Origin of the sequence: Nocardioides pantholopis, from assembly GCF_003710085.1 — a bacterium.
Taxonomy (GTDB): domain Bacteria; phylum Actinomycetota; class Actinomycetes; order Propionibacteriales; family Nocardioidaceae; genus Nocardioides; species Nocardioides pantholopis.
The window spans coordinates 856,864-879,420 of record NZ_CP033324.1; the positions used below are offsets into that span (position 1 = coordinate 856,864).

Genomic DNA, 22,557 nt, shown 5'->3' on the forward strand with positions numbered 1-22,557 from the left:
GCTCAGCCGCTGTAGGGCACCGCGTCGACGATGACGACCTCGAGCTGCTTGCCGTTGGGCGCCTCGTAGCTGACGGTCTCGCCCTTGTTGCGGCCGTTGATGGCCGAGCCCAGCGGCGACTGCGGGGAGTAGACGGTCAGGCCCTCGGGCTCGATCTCGCGGGCGCCGAGGAGGAACGTCTCGACCTCGTCGTCGCTGTCGCCGACGAACTTGTAGGTCACGACCATGCCCGGCTCGACGACCCCGTCGTTCGGCGGGGTCTCGCCGACCTCGGCGCGGCGGAGCATGTCCTCGAGCTGCCGGATCCGGCCCTCGACACGGCCCTGCTCCTCGCGGGCGGCGTGGTAGCCGCCGTTCTCCTTCAGGTCGCCCTCGTCGCGCGCGGCGCTGATCTCCTCGACCACCCGCTGACGGGTCGGGCCCTTGAGCTCCTCGAGCTCCTTGTGGAGCTTGTCGTAGGCGTCCTGGGTCAGCCAGATGGTGCCCTGCTCGGTCGACTGCGTCATGGATACTCCTGCGTTGTTGCTCGGGATGCGGGCGTTCCGCACCAGATGCACCGGGGACCGTCTCGTTCGGGCGGCCGGAGAGTGTGGCCGTACGCCGAATCGCGCGGGGCCCCTTCTCGTGACGGCCCAGCGGGTCGGTCAGAACGTCCAGCCTAACAAGTCACGTCAATCTCGGCGCGCGACGCGGGCCGGGGGAGCGCTCAGCTGGGGCGGGGCTGGCCCTCGGCGGTGCAGCCGACCAGCTCGATCGAGGTGGCCCGGCGCTCGGTGCGGACCTGCTCGACCAGGGTGTCGTCCCCGGGGGCCGCGGTGAACGAGTGCTCCCCGACGGTGACGTGGTCGTCGGCGAAGGCGCGCAGCAGGCACTGCACGTCCTCGGCGTCCTCGCGGACCCGGACCTGCACCCGCGCGGTGGCGGTGTGCTCGTCGACGACGTCGAAGGCGATCATCTCGGAGTCGACGGGCGGCTCGGCGTGCGAGGTCATCGCCCAGACCACCCAGCCGAGTGCGGCCACGATCACGACCACCGATACCGCCCACGTCGCGCGGCGTCGCCACGGCGCCGGAGAGCCGTAGCGCTGCTGGAGGGTGTCCTGCGAGGTCACCTCGCCATCCTCCCACTCCGGGCCCACGCCCTAGACTCCACCCCATGTCGCAGCACCCCTCCGGGCCCCGTGCCGGGTTCCGCCTGATGCACGTGCACGCCCACCCCGACGACGAGTCCAGCAAGGGGGCCGCCTCGACGGCTCGCTACGTCGCCGAGGGGGTCGACGTGCACGTCGTCACCTGCACCGGCGGGGAGCGGGGCTCGATCCTCAACCCGAAGATGGACCGTCCCGACATCCTCGAGAACATCAGCGAGATCCGGCGCCAGGAGATGGAGCGGGCCCGCGACATCCTCGGCATCACCCAGGACTGGCTCGGCTTCGTGGACTCCGGCTGGCCGGAGGGCGACCCGCTGCCGCCGCTCCCGGAGGGCTGCTTCGCCCAGGCGCCGCTGGAGGAGGCCGCGGCTCCGCTGGTGCGGCTGATCCGGCAGTTCCGGCCGCACGTCCTGACCACCTACGACGAGCGCGGCGGCTACCCGCACCCCGACCACATCAAGTGTCACGAGATCTCGGTCGAGGCGTTCCACGCCGCCGCCGACCCCGAGCGCTACCCCGAGCTGGGGCAGCCGTGGCAGGCGCAGAAGCTCTACTATCACCACTCCTTCAACCGCCCCAAGACCCTCGCGCTGCACCAGGCGATGCTCGACCACGGACTGGAGTCGCCCTACGCCGAGCGCCTGGAGAAGTGGGAGCCCGAGCCCGAGTGGGACGCCCGGATCACCACCCGGGTGCCGTGCGGGGAGTACTTCGGCGTGCGCGACCAGGCGCTGCTGGCGCACGCGACGCAGATCGACCCGGACGGGTCCTGGTTCGCGATCCCGCGCGAGCTGCAGGAGAAGGTCTGGCCGACCGAGGACTACGAGCTCGTGGTGAGCCACGTCCCCTCCCAGGTCCCGGAGGACGACCTGTTCGCCGGCATCGTCGACCCCGCCTGAGAGACTGGGGGACATGCAGCTCTACGCCGTCGTCGTTCACGAGGTCCTGCCGCTCCTGGTCGCGGCGACCGATGAGGCTCCTGAGCCCGAGGACGTGAAGGCCGGCTGGACCGGGTTCGGGGTGTTCCTCGGCCTCTGCGTGGCCCTGGCGTTCCTGGGCTGGGCGCTCACCAAGCAGCTGCGCCGCACCGAGCGCAACCGCGACGCCGGCGTCTTCGGCCCGGTCGAGAACGGACCCGCCGAGACTCCCGTGGAGATCACCGAGGAGCAGGCCGCCGACGAGGGGCACCGCCCGGACGACCCGGCGCCACGCTGATCCTGGGCTGACCCTGGGCCGACCTCCGGCTGACCTGCGGGTCCTCGGTTCCGGTCAGGCGCCGGGCTCCTGCGCCTCCTGCTCGGCGAGCTGACGGCGCACGTCGCTCATGTCCAGGCTGCGCACGCCCTCGATCAGCTGGTCCAGGGCGGGCGCCGGCAGCGCGCCGGCCTGGGAGAACACCAGGATGCCCTCGCGGAACGCCATCAGCGTGGGGATCGACTGGATGCCGGCGGCGGCCGAGAGCTGCTGCTCGGCCTCGGTGTCGACGGACCCGAAGGTGATGTCCGGGTTCTGCTCCGAGGCCGCCTCATAGGTCGGCGCGAACTGCCGGCACGGCCCGCACCAGCCCGCCCAGAAGTCGACCAGCAGGATGTCGTCCCCCTCGACGTGGGACACGAAGTTCTCACCGGTCAGCTCGATGGTCGCCATGGCTCCACGGTACGACCCGGGCGCACCCCGGCCCAGGCGCCCGTGGCGTGCGGGGCCGAGCCGCACCGTGCGAGGCTGTCGCCGTGGAGACCGCGACGCGCAGCTACCTGGTCACCGGCGGCGTCCGCTCGGGCAAGTCCACGCACGCCGAGCGGCTGCTGCGCGACCACCCGGCGGTCACGTACGTCGCCCCCGGGCCGGTGCCGGACCCGGCCGCCGACCCGGACTGGGCGGCCCGGATCGCGCACCACCGCGCGCGCCGCCCGGCCGGCTGGCGCACCGTCGAGACCGGCGACGTGGCCGGCGCCGTGGCGGCGGCCGACGGGGCCGTGCTGGTCGACTGCCTCGGCACCTGGCTGACCGCGCAGATCGACGCCGCGAACGCCTGGGACGCCGCGGCGGACGAGATCCATGCGCTGGTCCTGGGCCACCTCGACGCGCTCATCCCGGCGCTGGCGGCCGCCGCCGGGCCCACGGTGCTGGTCACCAACGAGGTCGGGCTCGGCGTGGTCCCCGAGCACCGCTCCGGCCGGCTCTTCCGCGACCTCCTCGGAATCGTCAACCAGCGGGTCGCGGCCGGGTGCGACGAGGTCCACCTCGTCGTCGCCGGCCGGGTGCTGGTGCTCTGAGGGCGCGCCGAGGCGGGGCTCAGCCCGCCTGGGCGGCGAGCAGCCGGTCGCCCAGCCCGGAGCGCAGGTAGAGCACTGACCGGCCGTGCCGGGCCGAGGTCAGCAGCCCGGCGGCGCGCAGCGCGCGCAGGTGCTGGTTCACAGCGGTCGTCGTCACCCCCAGTCGCACCCCGAGCTCGGTGGAGGACGCGGGCGCGTCGAGCATCACCAGGAGCCGGGCCCGGGCCGCCCCCACCAGCGCGGTCAGGCTCCCGGGCGCCGCCACCCGCTCGCTCTGCCACAGCGTGCCGACCCCGCGGGCGGCGTACAGGATCTGGGGCTCCTGCTCGGGGGTGATCGGCGTGGACCCGCCGCGGGAGAACAGCGACGGCACCAGCGTCAGGCCCGCCCCGGTGGTGGTGCGGCGGAAGCCGCCCTGCGGGCTGCTGGTCACCTGGACCACGCCGTCGACGAGGCGGATCTTGGGGCTGAGGTCGGCGAACATCGCCGCGAGCCCGCGCTGGGCGGTGACCCGGCCGCGGTGGGTGACGTCGGCCTCGAGGACCGCGCGCATCCGTGGCCAGTACGGCGCGAAGCAGGCGTCCCAGTAGTCGCCGAGCGCGCGCACGACCCGGCGCAGCACCCGGTCGGTGCGACCCGAGAGCGCCGCCGGCAGCCGGTCGCCGTGCACCTCGGCCAGCGTCGCCCGGACCACTGGCAGCGGCAGCGCGGCCACCCGGTCCAGCTCCTCGCCGATCCGGGTCAACGGGCTCGCGGGACGGGGGTGCAGGAAGTCCGGCGTCCACAGCCGGTCGTTGGTCAGGGCGCGGAGCACGTCGACGTCGAGCCCGGCCCGGTCGGCCTCGGTCATCCGCAGCCACGGCAGGTGGAGCGGGTAGCGGCCCGGGTCGCGGAAGGTGCGCACCGAGAGCGCCAGGTCGTTGAGCGGGGAGATCGCGAAGCGCACGTCGGCCAGCTCGAGGCCGGTCAGGTCGTACTCGATCATGAAGCCACACGCTATATCGTTGGTCCGGCGCCACCCGGGCGTGGGAGAACTTCCGGGTGCTGCGCCGGACCCTCTTCCCCGCCGACCCGGTCGCCCGGGCGCTCTCGGTCTCGACGATGGCCGCCTCGCTGGCGACCGGGCTCTTCTACACCGTCTCCGCCCTCTACTTCACGATGGTCGTGGGGCTGGAGGCGACCACGGTCGGACTGGGCCTGACCATTGCGGGAGCGGCGGGCGTGCTGGCCGCGTACGCCGGCGGCGGGCTGTCCGACCGGCTGGGGGCGGACCGGGTGCAGATCGCGAGCACGGTGGTCCAGGGGCTGGCGATGCTGGCCTACGTCCTGGCCGACGGCGTGGTCTCGTTCGTCCTCACCGCCTGTGTCGCGGTCGGCGCTCGCAGCATGCAGGGCACGGCCAAGCAGGCGCTGCTGGCCCGCTGGTTCACCGGACCCGACCGGATCGCGGTCCGGGCCCGGCTGCGGGTGGTGACCAACGTCTTCATCGGCCTCGGCACCGCGCTGGCCGCCGTCGCCCTGCTGGTCGGCACGCCCGACGCGTTCCGGGTGACGATGGTGCTGGTCGGCCTGTGCGCGTTGGCGGCGGCCGTCCCGCTGGCCCGGCTGCGGGGGCGGGTGCCGGAGCTGGCCCCGGCCCTGCGCCCGACCCGGGGCCGGCACGCCGTGGACGTCGCGCGCGGGCGCTCGCCGCTGCGGGACCGGACCTACCTGGCCAGCACCGTGCTGAACTCGGTGATCGCGATGCAGTTCGGGCTGACCAGCGTCGGGGTGCCGCTGTGGATCGCCTCGCACACCGAGGCGCCGACCGTGATGGTCTCGGTGATGATGCTGCTCAACACGGTCCTGGTGGCACTGCTCCAGGTGCGGGCCTCCCGGGGCACCCACGAGATCGGCAGCGCCGGCCGGGCGGTCCGCCGCGGCAGCCTGCTGATCGCGCTGTCCTGCCTGCTGCTGGCCGGCGCCGGCGCCGGCGGGGTCGGCGTCGTGGGCGCCGTCGCGCTGCTGCTGCTGGCCGAGCTCGTCGGCAGCCTGGCGGAGGTGCTGACCGAGGCCGGGGGCTGGGGCCTGGCCTTCGAGCTGGCCGACCCGCTCAGCGCCGGCGCCTACCAGGGCGTCTCGCAGATGGGCTACGCGGTCGCCAGCATGGTCGCGCCGCTGGTGATCACCGCCACCGCGATCGAGCACGGCACCGTCGGCTGGGCGGCGCTGGCCGCGGTGTTCGCCGGCTGCGGGTGCCTGGTCGCGGCCCTGGCCGCCCGCACCGCCCGGCGGCGTACGACTGTCGCGCTGGTCGCCTGAGCCGAGCCGCCGGCCGGGTCAGTGCAGGTCAGCGCAGGGTCAGCGCAGGGAGTACGTCGCGAGCGAGACCCCGACGTAGTGGGCCGCGAAGGCCAGCACCGTGAACGAGTGGAAGACCTCGTGGAAGCCGAACCAGCGCGGCGAGGGGTTGGGGCGCTTGAGGCCGTAGACCAGGCCGCCGAAGGTGTACAGGGCGCCGCCGACCACGATCATCGTGAAGATCGTGACGCCGACGTCGACGCCGAGGGCGGTCGCACCGGAGAAGAAGCCGGGGATGAAGAAGACCGCCGCCCAGCCCAGGGCGAGGTAGATCGGCACGTAGAGCCAGCGCGGCGCGTCGGTCCAGAAGATCCGGAACAGCACGCCGAGCACGGCGCCGGTCCAGACGGTGATCAGCAGCGCGCTGCGCTGGGTGCCGTCGAGCAGGATCAGCGCGAAGGGCGTGTACGAGCCCGCGATGAGCAGGAAGATGTTGGAGTGGTCGAAGCGCCGCAGGAACGCCCAGGTGCGGGGCGACCAGGTGCCGGTGTGGTAGATCGCGGAGACCGTGAAGAGGATCAGGCCGGATCCGGTGAAGACCGCGGAGCCGATCCGGGTCGTGGTGTCGGGGGAGAGCGCGACCAGCACGATCCCGCCGATCAGGATGAGCGGGGCGACGGAGAGGTGCAGCCAGCCGCGGAGCTTCGGCTTCATCTCGTCGAAGCTGTCGTGGAGGGATTCGCCGAGATGGTCGAGCCCAGCGCGCACGTCGTCCATCGCCTGGTTCATATGTCGAAGTTACCCGCTGGAAGCATCGACATAAACACAACGCGGTGAAGGTCACGCGGCCGCCGCGCGACCGGGGCGGCGAGTCCCGGCGGGAGGTCCGCCTTGGCTATCCTGGGGCCGTGGCGGACTGGAAGCGCGGGTTGCGCAGGGTGCTCTATCCGGCCTACGAGGCTCGGCTCCTGCGGCGGCTTCCCGACAACCGGCCCCAGCACATCGCCGTCCTGCTGGACGGCAACCGCCGGTGGGCGCGCTCGGTCGGCCGCGACACCGCGCACGGCTACCGCGCCGGCGCCGCGAACATCGAGCCGATGCTCGGCTGGTGCGAGGAGGTCGGCATCGAGGTGGTCACGCTGTGGCTGCTCTCCACCGACAACCTCAACCGCCCCGAGGCCGAGCTCACCCCGCTGCTGGGCATCATCGAGGACTCCGTCGCCGCGCTCGCCGAGGAGCGGCGCTGGCGGCTGCACCCGGTCGGCGCCCTCGACCTGCTGCCGGCCTCGACCGCCGAGAAGCTGAAGTCCGCGGGCGACGCGACCAGCGACGTCGAGGGCATGCTGGTCAACATCGCCGTCGGGTACGGCGGCCGCCGCGAGATCGCCGACGCCGTCCGCTCGCTGCTCGCCGAGCACGCCGCGCGGGGCACCTCGCTCGAGGAGCTCGCCCAGACCCTCGACGTCGACGACATCTCGGCGCACCTCTACACCAAGGGCCAGCCCGACCCCGACCTGGTGATCCGCACCTCCGGGGAGCAGCGGCTCGGCGGCTTCCTGCTCTGGCAGAGCGCCACCTCGGAGTTCTACTTCTGCGAGGCCTACTGGCCGGACTTCCGGCGGGTGGACTTCCTGCGCGCGATCCGGGCCTACGCCCAGCGCCAGCGGCGCTTCGGCACCTGAGCCGGCCCCCGCACATCGGCGTGTCGCCGGCGGAGGTCGGCGCAACGGCCGCTGCGGCGGCGTACGTTCGCAGCATCGGCGAGTGGGGAAGCTCGCCGGCACCGGGAGGTCCGCTCGTGAGCACTCACGACAGCACCGCACGACGGCTGGTCCGCCGTGCGGACGCAGGCGGGCACTCCCGCCGCGGGCTCCCCGGTCCGTCCGCTTGAACCAGGGCCCGGGGCGAGGAGTGCGCGCATCGGCCCGTGAGGGGTGAACCGTGCCGTCCCAGGCCAAGAAGTCCCAGAGCTCCACCGCCAGTTCCGACACCGGGTCCGACACCGGATCCAACACTGCTGCGCGCACCTACGTGCTGGACACCAGTGTCCTCCTCGCCGATCCCGGGGCGCTGCGGCGCTTCGCCGAGCACGAGGTCGTGCTGCCCGTGGTGGTGATCACCGAGCTCGAGGGGAAGCGTCACCACCCCGAGCTCGGGTTCTTCGCGCGCTCGGCGCTGCGCACGCTCGACGAGATGCGCGTGCGCCACGGCCGGCTCGACCAGCCGGTGCCGGTCACCGAGGAGGGCGGGACGCTGCGCGTCGAGCTCAACCACACCGACCCGGCCGCGCTGCCCTCCGGGTTCCGGCTGGGCGACAACGACACCCGGATCCTGGCCGTGGCCCGCAACCTCGCCGACGAGGGGTACCAGGTCACGCTGGTCTCCAAGGACCTGCCGCTGCGGATCAAGGCCTCCGCGGTCGGCCTCGCCGCCGAGGAGTACCGCGGGGAGGCGATCAGCGAGTCCGACACCGGCTACACCGGCATGGCCGAGCTCGAGCTCAGCGCCGCCGAGGTCGACGAGCTGTACGACGACGGGGTGCTCGACCTCGCCGACGCCCGGCAGCTGCCCTGCCACCAGGGCCTGGTGCTGCTCTCCGAGCGCGGCACGGCCCTGGGCCGGGTGGGCGCCGACAAGCAGGTGCACCTGGTCCGCGGCGACAAGGAGGCCTTCGGCATCCACGGTCGCTCCGCCGAGCAGCGGGTGGCGCTGGAGATGCTGCTGGACCCCGAGATCGGCATCGTCTCGCTGGGCGGGCGAGCCGGCACCGGCAAGTCGGCGCTGGCGCTGTGCGCCGGTCTGGAGGCCGCCCTGGAGCGTCGCCAGCACCAGAAGGTGGTGGTCTTCCGCCCGCTCTTCGCGGTGGGCGGCCAGGAGCTGGGCTACCTGCCGGGCTCGGAGTCGGAGAAGATGTCGCCGTGGGCGCAGGCCGTCTTCGACACCCTGGGCGCGATCACGTCCCGGGAGGTGATCGAGGAGATCCTGGCCCGGGGGATGCTCGAGGTGCTGCCGCTGACCCACATCCGCGGCCGCTCGCTGCACGACTCGTTCGTGATCGTGGACGAGGCGCAGTCGCTCGAGCGCAACGTGCTGCTCACCGTGCTGTCCCGGATCGGCGCGAACTCCAAGGTGGTGCTCACCCACGACGTCGCCCAGCGTGACAACCTGCGGGTCGGACGCCATGACGGGGTGGTGGCGGTGATCGACAAGCTCAAGGGCCATCCGCTCTTCGCCCACGTCACGCTGACCCGGTCCGAGCGCTCCCCGATCGCGGCCCTGGTGACCGAGATGCTGGAGAACGTCACGCTCTGAGCCGCGCGCCGGTGACCACTCTCACTGGGACGGGTGTTCCGAGAGAGGTCGCTGTGACTGCTGAGACGCCTGCGCCAGCACTGGCGCGGGCGTTCTCGGCCGTTTGGTTTGCCTGCCCTCGAGTCCTGAGGCAGTCTGGCCCCGGCCCTCGTCACCTACCCGTGAGTAAAACTGTTGCCGAAGCACGCCGCGTACGCCCCCAAGCACCGCAACCACGCCAAGAGCCGGACCATCGCGGTCCACGCGCCGAAGAAGGCGCTGCGCACCTCGCTGCTGCTCTCGTCGCTGGCCGTGTCCGCGACCGGCGCCGCAGTAGCGGGCGGGGTCGCCACCCAGGAGCCGGACCGGGCGACCACGGTCTCCGCGGACCTCGGCCCCGCGGCGACCACCGGCTCCGACGACGCCGGCACCTCCGCAGCGTCGGCGCCCGAGGCGTCGGCCGCCGAGACCCCGGCGAGCCCCGAGGCCGCTCCCACGAGCGAGGCCCCGGCCGGTGCTGCGGGCGAGCGCGAGCAGCTCGTCTCCCGCTCCGACCGCCGCGCGGCCGCCGACCCGGCCAAGGAGGCGGCACTCTCCCAGGAGAGCGGCCGCGCCATGACGCGCACCGAGGACCTCTCCGACGCCGACCCCCGCACCGCGGCGCGGGCGATGCTGCCGGAGTTCGGGTTCTCCTCCGACCAGTTCGGCTGCCTGGACTCCCTGTGGACCAAGGAGTCGAACTGGACGGTGGACGCGGACAACCCGACGTCCTCGGCCTACGGCATCCCGCAGGCCCTGCCCGGCTCGAAGATGGCGAGCGCCGGCTCGGACTGGGCCACGAACCCGGTCACCCAGATCCGCTGGGGCCTGGGCTACATCGAGGACCGCTACGGCAGCCCGTGCAGCGCCTGGGCCCACAGCCAGGCCCACAACTGGTACTGAGCGCAGCCGCGTCAGCGGCTCCGCTCGATGGTGGTCGAGCAGCGACCACGGCCGAGCCCGCGAGGCCGTGACGGCGCGTGTCGAGACCCAGTTCCTCGACGACCGACCCTCAGGGCAGCTGGCCGGTCAGCCGCTCGTGCATCGCCCGGCTCGGCTCGTTGAGGCCGATGATCTCCACGTCGACGCCCCGGCCGGCGTACTTGGTCTGAACGGCGTCCAGGGCGGCCACGGTGGAGGCGTCCCACACGTGGGAGGCGGTCAGGTCGATGACGACCCGCGGCGGGTCCGCGGCGTACTCGAACTGCGTGTAGAGGTCGTTGCTGGAGGCGAAGAACAGCTCACCGGTGACGCGGTAGGTCGCGACGCCGCCGTCCGCGGAGAGGGTCCGGGTCACCTCGGCCAGGTGCGCGACCCGGCGGGCGAAGAGCATCATCGCGACCAGCACCCCGGCGATCACGCCGATGGCGAGGTTCTCGGTGGCCACGACCACCGCGACGGTCACGACCATGACCGCGGTCTCGCTGCGCGGCATCCGGCGCAGGGTCGCCGGACGCACGCTGTGCCAGTCGAAGGTCGTCACCGCGACCACGACCATCACCGCTGCCAGCGCCACCATCGGGATCCGGCCGACGGTCTCGCCGAGCCCGACCACCAGCACCAGCAGCCAGATGCCGGTCATGAACGAGGAGATCCGGGTGCGGGCGCCTGCCTCCTTCACGTTGACCATCGTCTGGCCGATCATCGCGCAGCCGCCCATGCCGCCGAAGAGGCCGGTGACGATGTTCGCGCCGCCCTGGCCCAGGGCCTCGCGGGTCTTGTCGGAGCGGGTGTCGGTGATGTCGTCGACCAGCTTCGCGGTCATCAGCGACTCCATCAGGCCGACCAGCGCCACCGCCAGGGCGTACGGCGCGATCGTCTCGAAGGTGGTCAGCGTGAGCGGAACGTTCGGCCAGACCAGGCCCGGCAGGCTGTCGGGCAGCGCGCCCTCGTCGGCCAGCACCGGGACGTCGAGGCCACCGATTGCGACCAGGGCCGCGAGCAGCACGATCGTGACCAGCGGGGCCGGCACCGCCCGGGTCACCCGGGGCAGCAGCACGAGCAGCGCGATGCCGCCCGCGGACAGGGCGTAGACCGCCCAGCCCTTGCCGACCAGGTGCGGGACCTGGGCGGCGAAGATCAGCACGCACAGGGCGTTGACGAAGCCCACCATCACCGAGCGGGGGATGAACCGCATCAGGCGGCCCAGCCCGGCCACGCCCAGCACCAGCTGGAGGACGCCGGCGAGCAGCACCGTCGCGATCAGGTACTCCATCCCGTGCGAGGCGACCAGTGGCGCGATGACCAGCGCCGTGGCGCCCGCGGCGCCCGAGACCATGCCGGGGCGGCCGCCGAGCACCGAGGCGCAGATCGCCATCGTGAAGCTCGTGAACAGGCCGACCCGGGGGTCGACCCCGGCCAGCACCGAGAACGAGAGCGCCTCGGGGATCATCGCCAGCGCGACGACCAGTCCCGCCAGGACCTCGACCCGCAGCAGCCGCGGCGAGCGGAGCGCATCGAGCACGCCGGGGGAGGTGGGGGTGGGCACGAGCGCCAAGGGTAAGGCGACGCCCCGCCGGTCACCGACCCGGCGGGGCGTCAGGTTCCTCACGGGCGGGTCATCGACTCCACGTCCAGGGCCTCGTCGAGCTGCTGCTCGGTGACCTCGCCGCGCTCGACGTACCCCATCGCGATCACGGTCTCCCGGATCGTGGCGCCGTCGGCAAGAGCCTTCTTGGCAACCTTGGCGGCGTTCTCGTAGCCGAGGTACTTGTTCAGCGGCGTGACCACCGAGGGCGAGGACTCGGCGTAGCCGCGCATCCGCTCCACGTCGGCGGTGATCCCGTCGATCGTGCGGGCGGCCAGCACCCGCGACGACGCGGCCAGGAGCCGGACCGACTCCAGGACGTTGCGGGCCATCACCGGCATCGCGACGTTGAGCTCGAAGGACCCGCTGGCCCCGGCGGCGGCGACCGCGGCGTCGTTCCCGACCACCTGGAAGCAGACCATCAGCGTCGCCTCCGGAAGGACCGGGTTCACCTTGCCGGGCATGATGCTCGAGCCCGGCTGCAGGTCCGGCAGGTGGATCTCGGCCAGCCCGGTGGTCGGGCCTGAGGACATCCAGCGCAGGTCGTTGCAGATCTTGGTGAGCCCGACGGCGTAGGTGCGCAGGACCCCGCTGAGCTCGACGAGCGAGTCGCGGGTGCCCTGGGCCTCGAAGTGGTTGCGGGCCTCGGTGAACGACTGGCCGGTGCGCTCGCCGAGCACCTCGATCACCCGGGCGGCGAACCCCTTCGGGGTGTTGATGCCGGTGCCGACGGCGGTGCCGCCCAGCGGCAGCTCGCGGACCCGGGGGAGCACCGACTCCAGGCGCTCCGCGGCGTAGCGGACGGTCGCGGCGTACCCGCCGAACTCCTGGCCGAGCATCACCGGGGTCGCGTCCATGAGGTGGGTGCGACCGGACTTCACGACCCCGGCGAACTCCGCGGCCTTGCCCTCCAGGGAGGTCGCCAGCGTGTTCAGCGCGGGGAGCAGGTCCTCGACCACCGCGAGCGTGGCGGCGACGTGGATCGCGGTCGGGAAGGTGTCGTTGGAGGACTGGCTGGCGTTGACGTGATCGTTGGGGTGCACCTCGGTGCCGGCGCGCCCGGCCAGGCTGGCGATGACCTCGTTGGCGTTCATGTTGGAGCTGGTCCCCGAGCCGGTCTGGAAGACGTCGACCGGGAACGCCGCGTCGTGCTCGCCCGCGGCGACGGCCGCCGCCGCGGTGACGATCGCGGCGACCTGCTCCTCCCCGAGCACGCCGAGCTCGCCGTTCGTGGTGGCGGCCGCCCCCTTGACCAGGCCGATCGCGCGGACCAGCCGGGGCTCGATGGGGGTGCCGCTGATCGGGAAGTTCTCCACGGCCCGTTGGGTCTGGGCCCGCCACAGGGCGTCCCGGGGCACCTGGACCTCGCCCATGCTGTCGTGCTCGATGCGGAAGTCAGTCACGCCGGGCACGGTACCCGCGCGGCGTAGAGCCAGTAGTGGAGCTCGCGCCCCTGGAGGACGACGGGCAGCGCCCGCGCCTCGACCTCGCCGTACACCGAGCGCAGCGTCGCCTCCAGGGCCGGGTCCGCGGCGGCCGACCAGACGACCAGCGCACCGCCGGGACGCAGCACCGCGCGGGCGGTGTGCTGGAGCTCCCGCTGGTAGAGGCGCGCGTTGGCGTCGTGAACCAGGTGGCCCGGCCCGTTGTCGACGTCGAGCAGCACCAGGTCGTACGACGCCGGGCGGGCCCCGGCCAGCGCGGCGGCGATGTCGGCGACGACCACGTCGGCACGCCAGTCGGCCAGCAGCGCCGGCCCGTGCGGCACCGTGCCGTCGCGCATCCAGTCCACCAGCGCCTGTTCGATCTCCACGACCACGCAGCGCTCGACCCGGGGGTCGGCGAGGACCTGGTCCAGGGTGAACCCCAGTCCGAGCCCGCCGACCAGTACGTCGCGTGGCCGGGCGACGACGTCCAGCGCGGCGCCCGCGAGCGCGCGCTCCGTGCTCGTCTCCCGGCTGTCCATGACGAAGATCCCGTTCGCCCGCAGCTCCAGCACGGCCGGAGCGGCCCCCTCCTGACACCGGCGCAGGACCAGCTCGCCGCGCTCGGAGACGGCTCGGGCGACCTCGACGTGGTTCATGAACGCACCCTTTCGGGCGTGTGTGGGTGGACGCATCGGGGATACCGGGATCGTTCCCGACAATTTCACGGAGGACACATGACCAGCAGTCCAAGTGCCAAGGAACGGGCTCAGGATGCCGCAGGGACCGCGGCAGAAGAAGGCAAGCATGTCGCCGGGACGGCGGCCGAGGAAGCCCGCAACGTCGCGGCGGAGGCGGCCGGCCAGGCCCGCAGCGTGCTGAACGACGCCCTGGGACAGGTCAGCGAGCAGTCCCGCGCCCAGCAGGAGCGGCTCGCGGGGACGCTGCAGACCTTCGGGGACGACCTGGAGCAGATGGCGGGCCAGGGATCGCCCGGCCTCGCCACCGACCTCACCCGTGAGGTGGCCACCCGGGCCCGCGGGTTCGCCTCCCAGCTCCAGGACCGCGAGCCGAGCCAGCTGCTCGAGGACGTGCGGGGCTTCGCCCGACGCCGTCCGGGTGCCTTCCTCCTGGGTGCCCTGACGGCCGGCGTGGTCGCCGGCCGGCTGGCCCGGGGCACCGCGGACGGGATCGCCGCCGCGACGGGCTCGGGCTCGGGCGTCGGCTCGGCCTCGGCCTCGATGCCGCCCTCGACCGGCACCTCCGGGATGGCGACTCCGGTGGGCAGCGGCCAGACCACGGCGTGGGAGGGAACCACGGGGGGCGCCGGGACCACCAACCCGCCGATGCCGTCGACGACCCCGGGTCAGCCCACCGTCGCACCGCCGCTGGACGCCCCCGGGCCGATGGGCGGCCCGCAGGCCGGGTACGGCGAGCGGGGGGCGTTCGACGAGCCGTCCGGCGAGCGAGGGGTGCAGTGAGCACCCCCCAGCAACCAGGGCCGGGACCGGTCCCGGCGGAGCCGACCGGGTCCGAGCGCAGCCTGGGCGACATCGTCAGTGACATCACCACGGACCTCTCCACGCTGATCAAGCAGGAGATGGATCTGGCCAAGACCGAGCTGAAGGAGGAGGTCTCGCAGGCCGGCAAGGGCGCCGGCCTGCTCGGCGGGGCCGGCGTGGCCGGTCACCTGCTCCTGATCTTCCTCTCCCTCACCATCGTCTTCGCCCTGGACGAGGCGATGCCGGCGTGGGCAGCCGCGCTCATCGTCACCGTCCTGTGGGCAGTGGTCGCCGCCGTCCTGGCGCTGACCGGCAAGAAGGCGATCCAGCAGAGCAACCCGCAGCTGCCGAAGACGCAGCAGACACTCAAGGAGGACGCGCAATGGGCCAAAGCACAGAAGAGCTGAGCACCGACATCGCCGGGACCAGGCAGTCGCTCGCCGAGGATCTCGACGCCCTCCAGGACAAGGTGAGCCCCACGGCCATCATCGACCGCCGCAAGGAGGCGGCCCGCAACCGCGTGCTGGGCGTGCGGGACCGGGTCATGGGCACGGCGTCGAGCGCCAAGGACAGCGGCAGCTCCACCGCGTCGGGCATGGCCGACTCGGTCAAGGGCGGCGCCCAGGACGCCGTCGGCGCGGCTCAGGACCGGTTCGAGGGCAGCCCGCTGGCAGCGGGGCTGGTCGCCTTCGGCGCCGGCATGGTGATCGCCGGAATGTTCCCGGCCACCCGCGTCGAGGCCGCAGCGGCGTCCGCGGCGGTCGAGACCGCCAAGGAGAAGGGCCAGCCGCTCGTCGACGAGGCCCGCTCGGTCGGCCAGGACATGGGGGACAGCCTCAAGCAGTCCGCCACCGACGCCGCCCAGCAGGTCAAGACCACCGCGACCGAGTCCGCGGGTCGGGTCCAGGAAGAGGGCCAGTCCGCGGCCCAGTCGGTCAAGTCCGACGTCCAGCCCGGCTCCTGAGCCACGCGCAGGGGCACGACGCGATGCTCGCGTCGTGCCCCTGACGCACGTCCGGACGCTTCTAGTCGAACAGCTCGCTGAGCCAGCTGTCCTTGCGCTTGCGCGGGTGCTGGCCCTGGGAGCCGTGCTGGGAGTGGGGCTGGGCGTAGGGCTGGGAGGACCGCTGCTCCCGCCCGCGGTCGTACTCCTGCGCCCGGGGCGGGGCGGGCGCCTGGTAGGTCAGCGAGCGTTCGATGAGCTTGTCGAGCTCGCCGCGGTCGAGCCACACGCCGCGGCAGGTCGGGCAGTAGTCGATCTCGATGCCGCTGCGCTCGCTCATCGTGAGCGTGGTTCCGTCGGTGGGGCACTGCATGGTTACCTCCTGGGGTCACCGGGTCAACGACCGGGTTCCTCCAGGCGTTCCGGGGTACTGGCCGCCCATGGTTGACGACACCACCAAGTCCGAGCACGACGCCGAGCAGAGCGGAGGCCAGGTCTCCGAGGTCGCCTCGATGGACCCGGCCGCCGCGGACACCCCGATCTCCGACGACCAGGCCGTCGCCGGCTACCCCGACAGCGAGAGCGGCGGGGCCGACGAGCCCGACGAGGCCGGCCCGAACGCCAAGCCCGGCGACAACCGGAGCGAGAACACGTACTAGACGAACCCGGAGCCAGGCGAACACACAGCCGCGAACACCTGTCCAGGAGCTGCCGGCCCGGTCCGCCGGGCCGGCAGCCGTCTGCTCAGCGGGGCTGGGCGGAGCGGATCCGGATCCCGGACAGCGGCACGGTGACCGATCCGGACGGGTCGGTGAAGAAGTCGTTGCCCTGGTCGTCGACGACGATGAAGGCCGGGAAGTCCTCGACCTCGATCTTCCAGACCGCCTCCATGCCGAGCTCGGCGTACTCCAGCACCTCCTGGCTGCGGATGCAGTCCTGGGCGAGCCGGGCGGCGGGGCCTCCGATCGACCCGAGGTAGAACCCGCCGTGGGTCCGGCAGGCGTCGGTGACGGCCGCGGAGCGGTTGCCCTTGGCCAGCATCACCATCGATCCGCCGGCGGCCTGGAACTGCTCGACGTAGGAGTCCATCCGGCCGGCCGTGGTCGGGCCGAACGAGCCCGAGGCCATGCCCTCGGGGGTCTTGGCGGGACCGGCGTAGTAGACCGGGTGGTCCTTGAGGTAGGCCGGCATCTCCTCGCCGGCGTCGAGGCGCTCCTTGATCTTCGCGTGGGCGATGTCGCGGGCGACGACGAGCGGACCGGTCAGCGAGAGTCGGGTCTTGACCGGGTGCCGGCGCAGTTCCGCGAGGATGTCGGCCATCGGCTGGTTGAGGTCGATCGGGACCACCGCCCCGCCGGCGATGTCGTCGGCGACCCCGGCGTCCGGCATGTACTGCGCGGGGTCGGTCTCCAGCTGCTCGAGGAAGACGCCCTCGGGGGTGATCTTGCCCAGCGCCTGCCGGTCCGCGGAGCACGACACCGCGACCGCGACCGGACAGGAGGCGCCGTGCCGCGGCAGCCGCACGACCCGGACGTCGTGGCAGAAGTACTTGCCGCCGAACTGGGCGCCGATGCCGAAGGACTGGGTCAGCTCGAAGACCTGCTGCTCCAGCTCCAGGTCCCGGAAGCCGTGGGCGCTCATGGAACCCTCGGTGGGGAGGTTGTCCAGGTAGTGCGCCGAGGCGTACTTGGCGGTCTTGAGCGCGAACTCCGCCGACGTGCCGCCGATGACCACGGCCAGGTGGTACGGCGGACAGGCGGCGGTGCCGAGCGAGCGGATCTTCTCGTCGAGGAACTGGAGCATCCGCTCCGGGTTCAGGATCGCCTTGGTCTCCTGGAACAGGAACGACTTGTTCGCGGAGCCGCCGCCCTTGGCCATGAAGAGGAACTTGTACTCGGGCCGCCCCGAGCTCTCGGGGGTCGAGTAGATCTCGATCTGCGCCGGCAGGTTCGTGCCGGTGTTCTTCTCCTCGTACGTCGTGAGCGGCGCTAGCTGGCTGTAGCGCAGGTTCAGCCGGGTGTAGGCGTCGTACACGCCCCGGCTGATCGCCTCGCCGTCGTCGGCTCCGGTGAGCACGCCCTCGGACTTCTTGCCCATCACGATCGCGGTGCCGGTGTCCTGGCACATCGGGAGCACTCCGCCGGCGGAGATGTTGACGTTCTTGAGCAGGTCCAGCGCCACGAAGCGGTCGTTGCCCGACGCCTCGGGGTCGTCGATGATCTTGCGCAGCTGGGCGAGGTGCGCGGGCCGCAGGTAGTGGCTGATGTCGTGCATCGCCTCGCTGGTCAGCCGCTCGATGGCCTCCGGCGCGACCTGGAGGAAGGTCCGGGTCTCGCCGTCGCTGCCCGTCGCCTCGAAGGTGGACACGCCCTCGGTGGTGATCAGCCGGTACGGCGTCTCGTCACGCCCGGTGGGCAGCAGGTCGGAGTAGCGGAACTCGGGTCCGGGCGCAGCGGTGCTCACGGGGGGTGAGGGTACCCCGGGGACGGCCCGGCGGATGGACGAGCGTGCTCAGCCGAGCAGCCCGACGGTCACGTCCTCCACGAAACCCAGCGCCGGGTCGAGCAGTGACCGGTCCACCGGTTCCCCGAGCCACAGCCCCCGGTCGCGGTCCTGCGTCACCTGGACGTCCACCGTCAGCACGCCGGGCTGATCCGCCTCGTCGAGCGCGACCGCCCAGCTCAGCGTCGGGAGGTCCTGGTCGAGCCGGGCCAGCGCCCTGGCGGGGTGGCCGGCCACCGAGGCCTCCCGGCTGCCTGCGCCGGCCACGTCGCGCAGCGTCGCCCAGGAGGCGCCGACCGTCAGGTGCAGCGCGTGGGTCGGCTCTCCGAAGAGGCAGGCCGGGGCCTGCTGCCCCTGCTCGCCGCTCAGCTGCGCTACGGCCGAGTCGTGCTCGACGGTGCCGGTCCCGGCCACCATCTGCGCGCCGAAGTGCTCCCGCACGTAGGGGAACAGGGCGGCGCAGGTGACTGCCGGGTCCGCCTGGGCCGCCAGGAGCAGCTCGGCGGGGTCGGAGGGAACTTCCGCGTCGCCGGCCGGGGCGCACTCGCGCTCGACGGCCGTCCGGATGTCGGCGCACGAGCCGACCGCGGCGAGGTCCGACTTCGCTGCGGGGTAGAGCACCGGCTCCCCACCCAGGTCGGGGGCGCTGTGGTCCCGGGCGTCGACCGCGGTCAGCATCCGCGTCGCGGCTCGGCGGGCCTCGGCGCAGGTGGGCGCGAGCACCCGGGCCCGCAGGACGTCGGCGGGCCCGACCGCGGGTCCGGGCAGGGGCGCCACCGCGACGGCCAGCTCGCACTCGCCCTGCTGGCGGTGCTGCGCCGCGACCCGGCCGGCGACCCTGACGCGCCGCGCGGGCGCGGCCGGGTGGCGCAGGTTCTCCTCGACGACGTGGTCGAGGGCGACCCCGAGGACCAGCGGGCTCGGCAGGACTCCCGTCCGGGGTCCGCGCACCGAGCACCGGCCGGCCTCCTCGCCGTCGCCGAACAGGGAGCGCGACAGGGTCTGGTCCTCGGTGAGCCCGCCGTGGCCGAGCCGCACCCACTCGCAGGGCGGCACCATCGCGGGCGACGGCTCGGCCGCTGCCGCTGCGGGGTCCCGTCGCAGCAGCGTGGCGACTCCACGCGCGATCCGCCGGCTCTGGGCGCACGCGCCATCGGAGGAGCTCACCTCGATGGCGAGCTCCTGGGAGACCGGCAGGTACCACCCGCACGTGGGCCTCAGTGCCGGGCTCTCCCGATAGGCCACCACCCCGGCCAGGATGCGCCGCGTCCGGTGGTAGCGGGTGTCCTGCGGAAGTCCCGCGCCGACCGTGACCTGGACGGCCCGGTACGACGGGCCCGCGGTGACCTGGCAGCGGGTGGGGGCGAGCGCCCGGGCGGTCGCGCCGGGCGGTGCCCCCGCCCGCCCCAGCGCGCACGGGTCGAGGGCGGCCAGGCGCCGGGCCACCACGTCCGCGTCGCGGTCCGGGTTGGTCGCCGCCTCCCGCGGGACCGGGTCGGGCACGCGGACCGACTCGGGCCCAGCCGCCTCGTCGTCGAGCACCGAGCAGCCGGCCAGCAGCAGCGCGGCCGCCAGGACGCCGACCGCCGAGGACGGGCGCCAGCGGACCGATGACCGGGACGAGCGACGCGGAAGCATGTCGGCCCATGTTCCCCGGGCCGGACTCCGAAAACCGGGTGCTAGACCTGCCGGCGTCTCGCGACGGCCCGCCAGCGGCCGGGGGACGACGTACGGCGGCGAGGTCGCTGCACGCTATGTTGCACCCTGGTCCACCTATCCCAGCCCCTGGAGGTCTGAGTGAAGATCCGTCGCACGCTCGTGTCGCTCACCGCCCTCGCTACGGTGGCCTCGTTCGCCGCCTGCGCCGCCCCCGAGGACGACGACGACAGCGCCGGGGGCAAGGGCGAGGCCGCCACGGCCACCTCGGTCGAGGACTTCGGCGACCTGGACGGCCTGGTCGAGGCCGCGCAGGAGGAGGGCGAGCTCAACGTGATCGCCCTGCCGCCGGACTGGGCCAACTACGGCGAGGTCATCAAGACGTTCTCGGAGAAGTACGACATCAAGGTCAACTCCGCCCAGCCCGACGCGGCGAGCCAGGACGAGATCAACGCGGCCGAGCAGCTCAAGGGCACCGACCGGGCGCCGGACGTCTTCGACCTCGGGCAGTCGGTGGCGCTGGCCAACACCGACAAGTTCGCCGAGTACCAGGTCGAGACCTGGGACACGATCCCCGAGGAGTTCAAGGACGCCGACGGCGCCTGGGTCAACGACTACGGCGGCTACATGTCGGTCGGGTACGACGCGAGCAAGGTCCCCGCGATCTCCTCCCTCGACGACCTGCTCGCCCCGGAGTTCAAGGGCAAGGTCGCCCTCAACGGCGACCCGACCCAGGCCGGCGCGGCATTCAGCGGCGTCGTGATGGCCTCGGTCGCCAACGGCGGCTCGGCCGACGACATCGCCCCCGGGGTGGAGTTCTTCGCCAAGCTCAAGAAGGCCGGCAACTTCATCCCGGTCGACCCGACCCCCGCCACGATCGCCTCCGGGCAGACCCCTGTCGTCATCGACTGGGACTACCTCAACGCCGCCGAGTCCGAGAAGCTCGACGACTGGGAGGTCTACGTCCCCGAGGAGGCGCCGATCGCCGGCTACTACTTCCAGGCGATCAACGCCGACGCTCCGCACCCGGCCGCCGCGCGGCTGTGGCAGGAGTTCCTCTACAGCGACGAGGGCCAGAACCTCTGGCTCGCGGGCGGCGCCCGCCCGGTCCGGGCCGAGGAGATGGCCGAGGCCGGCACCATCGACGAGGAGCTCTACGCGGCGCTCCCGGCGGTCACCGGCAAGCCGGTCATCCCGACCAACGAGCAGACCGAGTCGATGGCGGCGTACCTGTCGAAGAACTGGGCGAAGGCCGTCGGCTGACGTGACCACCACCGCGCCGCTGGCGGTCCCCGCGACCGCCCAGCCGCCGTCGCGGCCGGGCCGGCGCCTACGCATCGGTCCGGCCGTCGGGCTGGTCCCGTTCCTGGGGTTCCTCACGATCTTCCTGGTCGTGCCCACGGTCACCGTGGTCGTGGGGGCCTTCCAGGACGACGCCGGAGGGTTCTCGCTGGACCGGGTCTCGGCGCTCTTCGAGGAGACGCCGATGCGGGCGCTGCGCCAGAGCCTGCTGCTCTCGCTGAGCTCCGCGGCGATCGGCGCGGTGCTCGGCGCGGTGCTGGCCTACCTGATCCTGGCCGCGCCCCCGACCAGCCTGCTGCGCCGGGTGGCCACCGCCGTCTGCGGCGTGCTCGCCCAGTTCGGCGGCGTCACGCTCGCCTTCGCCTGGATGGCCACGCTCGGCTTCGGCGGGCTGCTGACCGACCTGCTGGCCGACGCGTTCGGCCTGGACGCGACCGGGTCCGGCTGGCTCTACGAGCTGCCCGGCCTGATCCTGGTCTACACCTACTTCCAGATCCCGCTGATGGTGATCGTCTTCCTGCCCGCGCTGGAGGGCCTGCGCCCGCAGTGGCGCGAGGCAGCGGTGGGCCTGGGGGCCAGCACCTGGCAGTACTGGACCCAGGTGGCGTTCCCGCTGCTGCGCCCCGCCTTCCTGGGGTCGGCGCTGCTGCTGTTCGCCAACGCCTTCGCGGCCTACGCCACCGCCGCGGCCCTGGTCAGCCAGGGCTCCCCGATCACGCCGCTGCTGATCCGGGCGGCGCTCACCAGCGAGATCGTGCTCGGCCAGGCCAACTTCGCCTACGCGCTCGCGCTGGAGATGGTGGTCGTGGTCGCTGTCGTCATGTCGCTCTACGCGTGGCTGCTGCGGCGTACCTCCCGGTGGCTGGGATGACCCGGCCTCCCGGAACCCGGGGCGGCGCGCGGGTGTGGTCGGCGACCCGGGTGCTGCTGCTCCTGGTCTTCGCTGTGTTCTTCTTCCTGCCGCTGCTGGCGCTGCTGGACTTCAGCACGACGGTCCCCGGCACCGAGGAGCGCACCGGGGACGCCTGGGCCGGCCTGGTGCAGGACCCGACACTCACCGACGCGATCACCACCTCGCTGCTGCTGGCCGGCCTGACGGTGGTCGGGATGGTGGTGCTGCTGGTGCCGACGATGGTCTGGGTGCGCCTGCGGGTGCCGCGGGCCTCCCGGATGGTGGAGTTCCTCTGCCTGCTGCCGCTCACGATCCCGGCCCTGGTCGTGGTGGTCGGCCTGCGCAACGTCTACTCGTGGGTCGACTACTTCCTCGGCGACTCCGCCCTCACGCTGACCTTCGTCTACGTCGTGCTGGTGCTGCCCTACGCCTACCGGGCACTGGACACCGCGCTCTCGGCGATCGACACCACGACGATCGCCGAGGCGGCCCGCTCGCTCGGGGCCGGGTGGTTCACCGTGATCGTGCGCGTCGTGTTGCCCAACATCCGCGGCGGCGTGCTGAACGCGGCGTTCATCTCGGTGGCGCTGGTGCTCGGCGAGTTCACTGTCGCGTCGCTGATGAACTACAACACGCTGCCGGTCGTGATCGTGCTGCTCAGCAAGAGCGACGCGCCGCTGTCGATGGCCGCGTCCCTCGGCTCCCTGCTCCTGGCCGCCGCCCTGCTCCTCGTCCTGTCGGCGTTCGACCGCCGTCGCCCCACCCGGAGGTAA

At 72.8% G+C, this 22,557-nt stretch carries 25 protein-coding genes; 14 read left to right on the forward strand and 11 right to left on the reverse strand.

Translation table 11 applies throughout. The annotated features are described in order from the left end of the window. Positions 1-2 precede the first annotated feature (2 nt). Complete coding sequence (greA, locus tag EBO35_RS03990) at positions 3-506, reverse strand: transcription elongation factor GreA (RefSeq protein WP_122816575.1); 504 nt, start codon at positions 504-506, stop codon at positions 3-5. A gap of 200 nt (positions 507-706) precedes the next feature. Next, positions 707-1,111: a DUF4307 domain-containing protein gene (locus EBO35_RS03995; protein WP_164477797.1), complete on the reverse strand. Its 405-nt coding sequence runs from the start codon at positions 1,109-1,111 to the stop codon at positions 707-709. A 44-nt stretch (positions 1,112-1,155) separates the two neighbouring features. Here EBO35_RS03995 and mca point away from each other — a divergent pair, with 44 nt between their 5' ends. Both mca and EBO35_RS04005 read left to right on the forward strand, forming a co-directional pair. After that, complete coding sequence (mca, locus tag EBO35_RS04000; RefSeq protein ID WP_122816577.1) at positions 1,156-2,049, forward strand: mycothiol conjugate amidase Mca; 894 nt, start codon at positions 1,156-1,158, stop codon at positions 2,047-2,049. 13 nt (positions 2,050-2,062) lie between these two features. Further along, positions 2,063-2,365 (forward strand): hypothetical protein, encoded by a 303-nt coding sequence (locus EBO35_RS04005; RefSeq protein ID WP_122816578.1) that lies wholly within the window; start codon positions 2,063-2,065, stop codon positions 2,363-2,365. 54 nt (positions 2,366-2,419) lie between these two features. Here the strand turns inward: EBO35_RS04005 and EBO35_RS04010 are convergent, their stop codons facing one another. Further along, entirely contained in the window at positions 2,420-2,797 is a 378-nt protein-coding gene (locus EBO35_RS04010; RefSeq protein ID WP_122816579.1) for a thioredoxin family protein, read from the reverse strand. Between the two features lie 83 nt (positions 2,798-2,880). On the opposite strand from EBO35_RS04010, the gene EBO35_RS04015 reads away from it, so the two are divergent. Continuing rightward, entirely contained in the window at positions 2,881-3,426 is a 546-nt protein-coding gene (locus EBO35_RS04015) for a bifunctional adenosylcobinamide kinase/adenosylcobinamide-phosphate guanylyltransferase (RefSeq protein WP_206422658.1), read from the forward strand. A gap of 19 nt (positions 3,427-3,445) precedes the next feature. Here EBO35_RS04015 and EBO35_RS04020 read toward each other — a convergent pair whose 3' ends face one another. Further along, the gene (locus tag EBO35_RS04020) at positions 3,446-4,411 is read right to left on the reverse strand and encodes an ArsR/SmtB family transcription factor (RefSeq protein WP_122816580.1); all 966 of its coding nucleotides are present in this window, start codon (positions 4,409-4,411) and stop codon (positions 3,446-3,448) included. Between the two features lie 56 nt (positions 4,412-4,467). Here EBO35_RS04020 and EBO35_RS04025 point away from each other — a divergent pair, with 56 nt between their 5' ends. Then, entirely contained in the window at positions 4,468-5,727 is a 1,260-nt protein-coding gene (locus EBO35_RS04025) for an MFS transporter (protein ID WP_206422659.1), read from the forward strand. 39 nt (positions 5,728-5,766) lie between these two features. Here the strand turns inward: EBO35_RS04025 and trhA are convergent, their stop codons facing one another. Continuing rightward, positions 5,767-6,495, reverse strand: coding sequence for a PAQR family membrane homeostasis protein TrhA (gene trhA / locus EBO35_RS04030; RefSeq protein WP_241153853.1), 729 nt, complete (start codon positions 6,493-6,495; stop codon positions 5,767-5,769). Between the two features lie 119 nt (positions 6,496-6,614). Between trhA and EBO35_RS04035 the strand changes: the two genes are divergently transcribed. The 3 genes from EBO35_RS04035 to EBO35_RS04045 all read left to right on the forward strand — a co-directional run bounded on the left by EBO35_RS04035 (position 6,615) and on the right by EBO35_RS04045 (position 9,939). Beyond that, positions 6,615-7,388, forward strand: a complete 774-nt coding sequence (locus EBO35_RS04035; protein WP_122819280.1) for an isoprenyl transferase — start codon at positions 6,615-6,617, stop codon at positions 7,386-7,388. 349 nt (positions 7,389-7,737) lie between these two features. Next, the gene (locus EBO35_RS04040) at positions 7,738-9,018 is read left to right on the forward strand and encodes a PhoH family protein (protein WP_241153956.1); all 1,281 of its coding nucleotides are present in this window, start codon (positions 7,738-7,740) and stop codon (positions 9,016-9,018) included. A gap of 174 nt (positions 9,019-9,192) precedes the next feature. After that, positions 9,193-9,939, forward strand: a complete 747-nt coding sequence (locus EBO35_RS04045) for an aggregation-promoting factor C-terminal-like domain-containing protein (protein ID WP_122816582.1) — start codon at positions 9,193-9,195, stop codon at positions 9,937-9,939. A 109-nt stretch (positions 9,940-10,048) separates the two neighbouring features. On the opposite strand, the gene EBO35_RS04050 is transcribed toward EBO35_RS04045, so the two are convergent. Genes EBO35_RS04050 through EBO35_RS04060 form a run of 3 tightly spaced genes read right to left on the reverse strand, consistent with a single transcriptional unit; the run spans position 10,049 to position 13,646 of the window. Further along, positions 10,049-11,524, reverse strand: a complete 1,476-nt coding sequence (locus tag EBO35_RS04050) for a SulP family inorganic anion transporter (protein WP_241153854.1) — start codon at positions 11,522-11,524, stop codon at positions 10,049-10,051. A 59-nt stretch (positions 11,525-11,583) separates the two neighbouring features. Further along, on the reverse strand, positions 11,584-12,966 hold the full coding sequence (locus tag EBO35_RS04055) for a class II fumarate hydratase (protein WP_122816583.1): 1,383 nt from the start codon (positions 12,964-12,966) through the stop codon (positions 11,584-11,586). Next, entirely contained in the window at positions 12,963-13,646 is a 684-nt protein-coding gene (locus EBO35_RS04060; RefSeq protein ID WP_122816584.1) for a spermine/spermidine synthase domain-containing protein, read from the reverse strand. The genes EBO35_RS04055 and EBO35_RS04060 overlap by 4 nt, the downstream gene beginning before the upstream one ends. Before the next feature lie 78 nt (positions 13,647-13,724). Here EBO35_RS04060 and EBO35_RS04065 point away from each other — a divergent pair, with 78 nt between their 5' ends. The 3 genes from EBO35_RS04065 to EBO35_RS04075 are packed head-to-tail and all read left to right on the forward strand — an operon-like array spanning position 13,725 to position 15,453. Further along, positions 13,725-14,468 (forward strand): hypothetical protein, encoded by a 744-nt coding sequence (locus tag EBO35_RS04065; RefSeq protein WP_127479991.1) that lies wholly within the window; start codon positions 13,725-13,727, stop codon positions 14,466-14,468. Further along, positions 14,465-14,896 carry a phage holin family protein gene (locus tag EBO35_RS04070; protein ID WP_122816586.1) on the forward strand — a complete coding sequence of 144 codons (432 nt, stop codon included), beginning with the start codon at positions 14,465-14,467 and terminating at the stop codon, positions 14,894-14,896. Before EBO35_RS04065 ends, EBO35_RS04070 begins: the two co-directional genes overlap by 4 nt. Next, on the forward strand, positions 14,872-15,453 hold the full coding sequence (locus EBO35_RS04075; RefSeq protein ID WP_122816587.1) for a DUF3618 domain-containing protein: 582 nt from the start codon (positions 14,872-14,874) through the stop codon (positions 15,451-15,453). Before EBO35_RS04070 ends, EBO35_RS04075 begins: the two co-directional genes overlap by 25 nt. A gap of 61 nt (positions 15,454-15,514) precedes the next feature. On the opposite strand, the gene EBO35_RS04080 is transcribed toward EBO35_RS04075, so the two are convergent. Beyond that, entirely contained in the window at positions 15,515-15,805 is a 291-nt protein-coding gene (locus EBO35_RS04080; RefSeq protein WP_122816588.1) for a TFIIB-type zinc ribbon-containing protein, read from the reverse strand. Between the two features lie 67 nt (positions 15,806-15,872). Between EBO35_RS04080 and EBO35_RS04085 the strand changes: the two genes are divergently transcribed. Next, positions 15,873-16,091 (forward strand): hypothetical protein, encoded by a 219-nt coding sequence (locus EBO35_RS04085; RefSeq protein WP_122816589.1) that lies wholly within the window; start codon positions 15,873-15,875, stop codon positions 16,089-16,091. An 85-nt stretch (positions 16,092-16,176) separates the two neighbouring features. Here the strand turns inward: EBO35_RS04085 and EBO35_RS04090 are convergent, their stop codons facing one another. Together EBO35_RS04090 and EBO35_RS04095 are read right to left on the reverse strand one after the other, a co-directional pair. Next, positions 16,177-17,895 (reverse strand): fumarate hydratase, encoded by a 1,719-nt coding sequence (locus EBO35_RS04090; protein WP_122816590.1) that lies wholly within the window; start codon positions 17,893-17,895, stop codon positions 16,177-16,179. A 48-nt stretch (positions 17,896-17,943) separates the two neighbouring features. Beyond that, positions 17,944-19,572: a hypothetical protein gene (locus tag EBO35_RS04095; protein ID WP_122816591.1), complete on the reverse strand. Its 1,629-nt coding sequence runs from the start codon at positions 19,570-19,572 to the stop codon at positions 17,944-17,946. 159 nt (positions 19,573-19,731) lie between these two features. Here EBO35_RS04095 and EBO35_RS04100 point away from each other — a divergent pair, with 159 nt between their 5' ends. Genes EBO35_RS04100 through EBO35_RS04110 form a run of 3 tightly spaced genes read left to right on the forward strand, consistent with a single transcriptional unit; the run spans position 19,732 to position 22,557 of the window. Beyond that, positions 19,732-20,853 (forward strand): ABC transporter substrate-binding protein, encoded by a 1,122-nt coding sequence (locus EBO35_RS04100; protein ID WP_122816592.1) that lies wholly within the window; start codon positions 19,732-19,734, stop codon positions 20,851-20,853. Between the two features lies 1 nt (position 20,854). Then, the gene (locus EBO35_RS04105; protein ID WP_241153855.1) at positions 20,855-21,763 is read left to right on the forward strand and encodes an ABC transporter permease; all 909 of its coding nucleotides are present in this window, start codon (positions 20,855-20,857) and stop codon (positions 21,761-21,763) included. Continuing rightward, positions 21,760-22,557, forward strand: a complete 798-nt coding sequence (locus EBO35_RS04110) for an ABC transporter permease (RefSeq protein WP_122816593.1) — start codon at positions 21,760-21,762, stop codon at positions 22,555-22,557. The genes EBO35_RS04105 and EBO35_RS04110 overlap by 4 nt, the downstream gene beginning before the upstream one ends.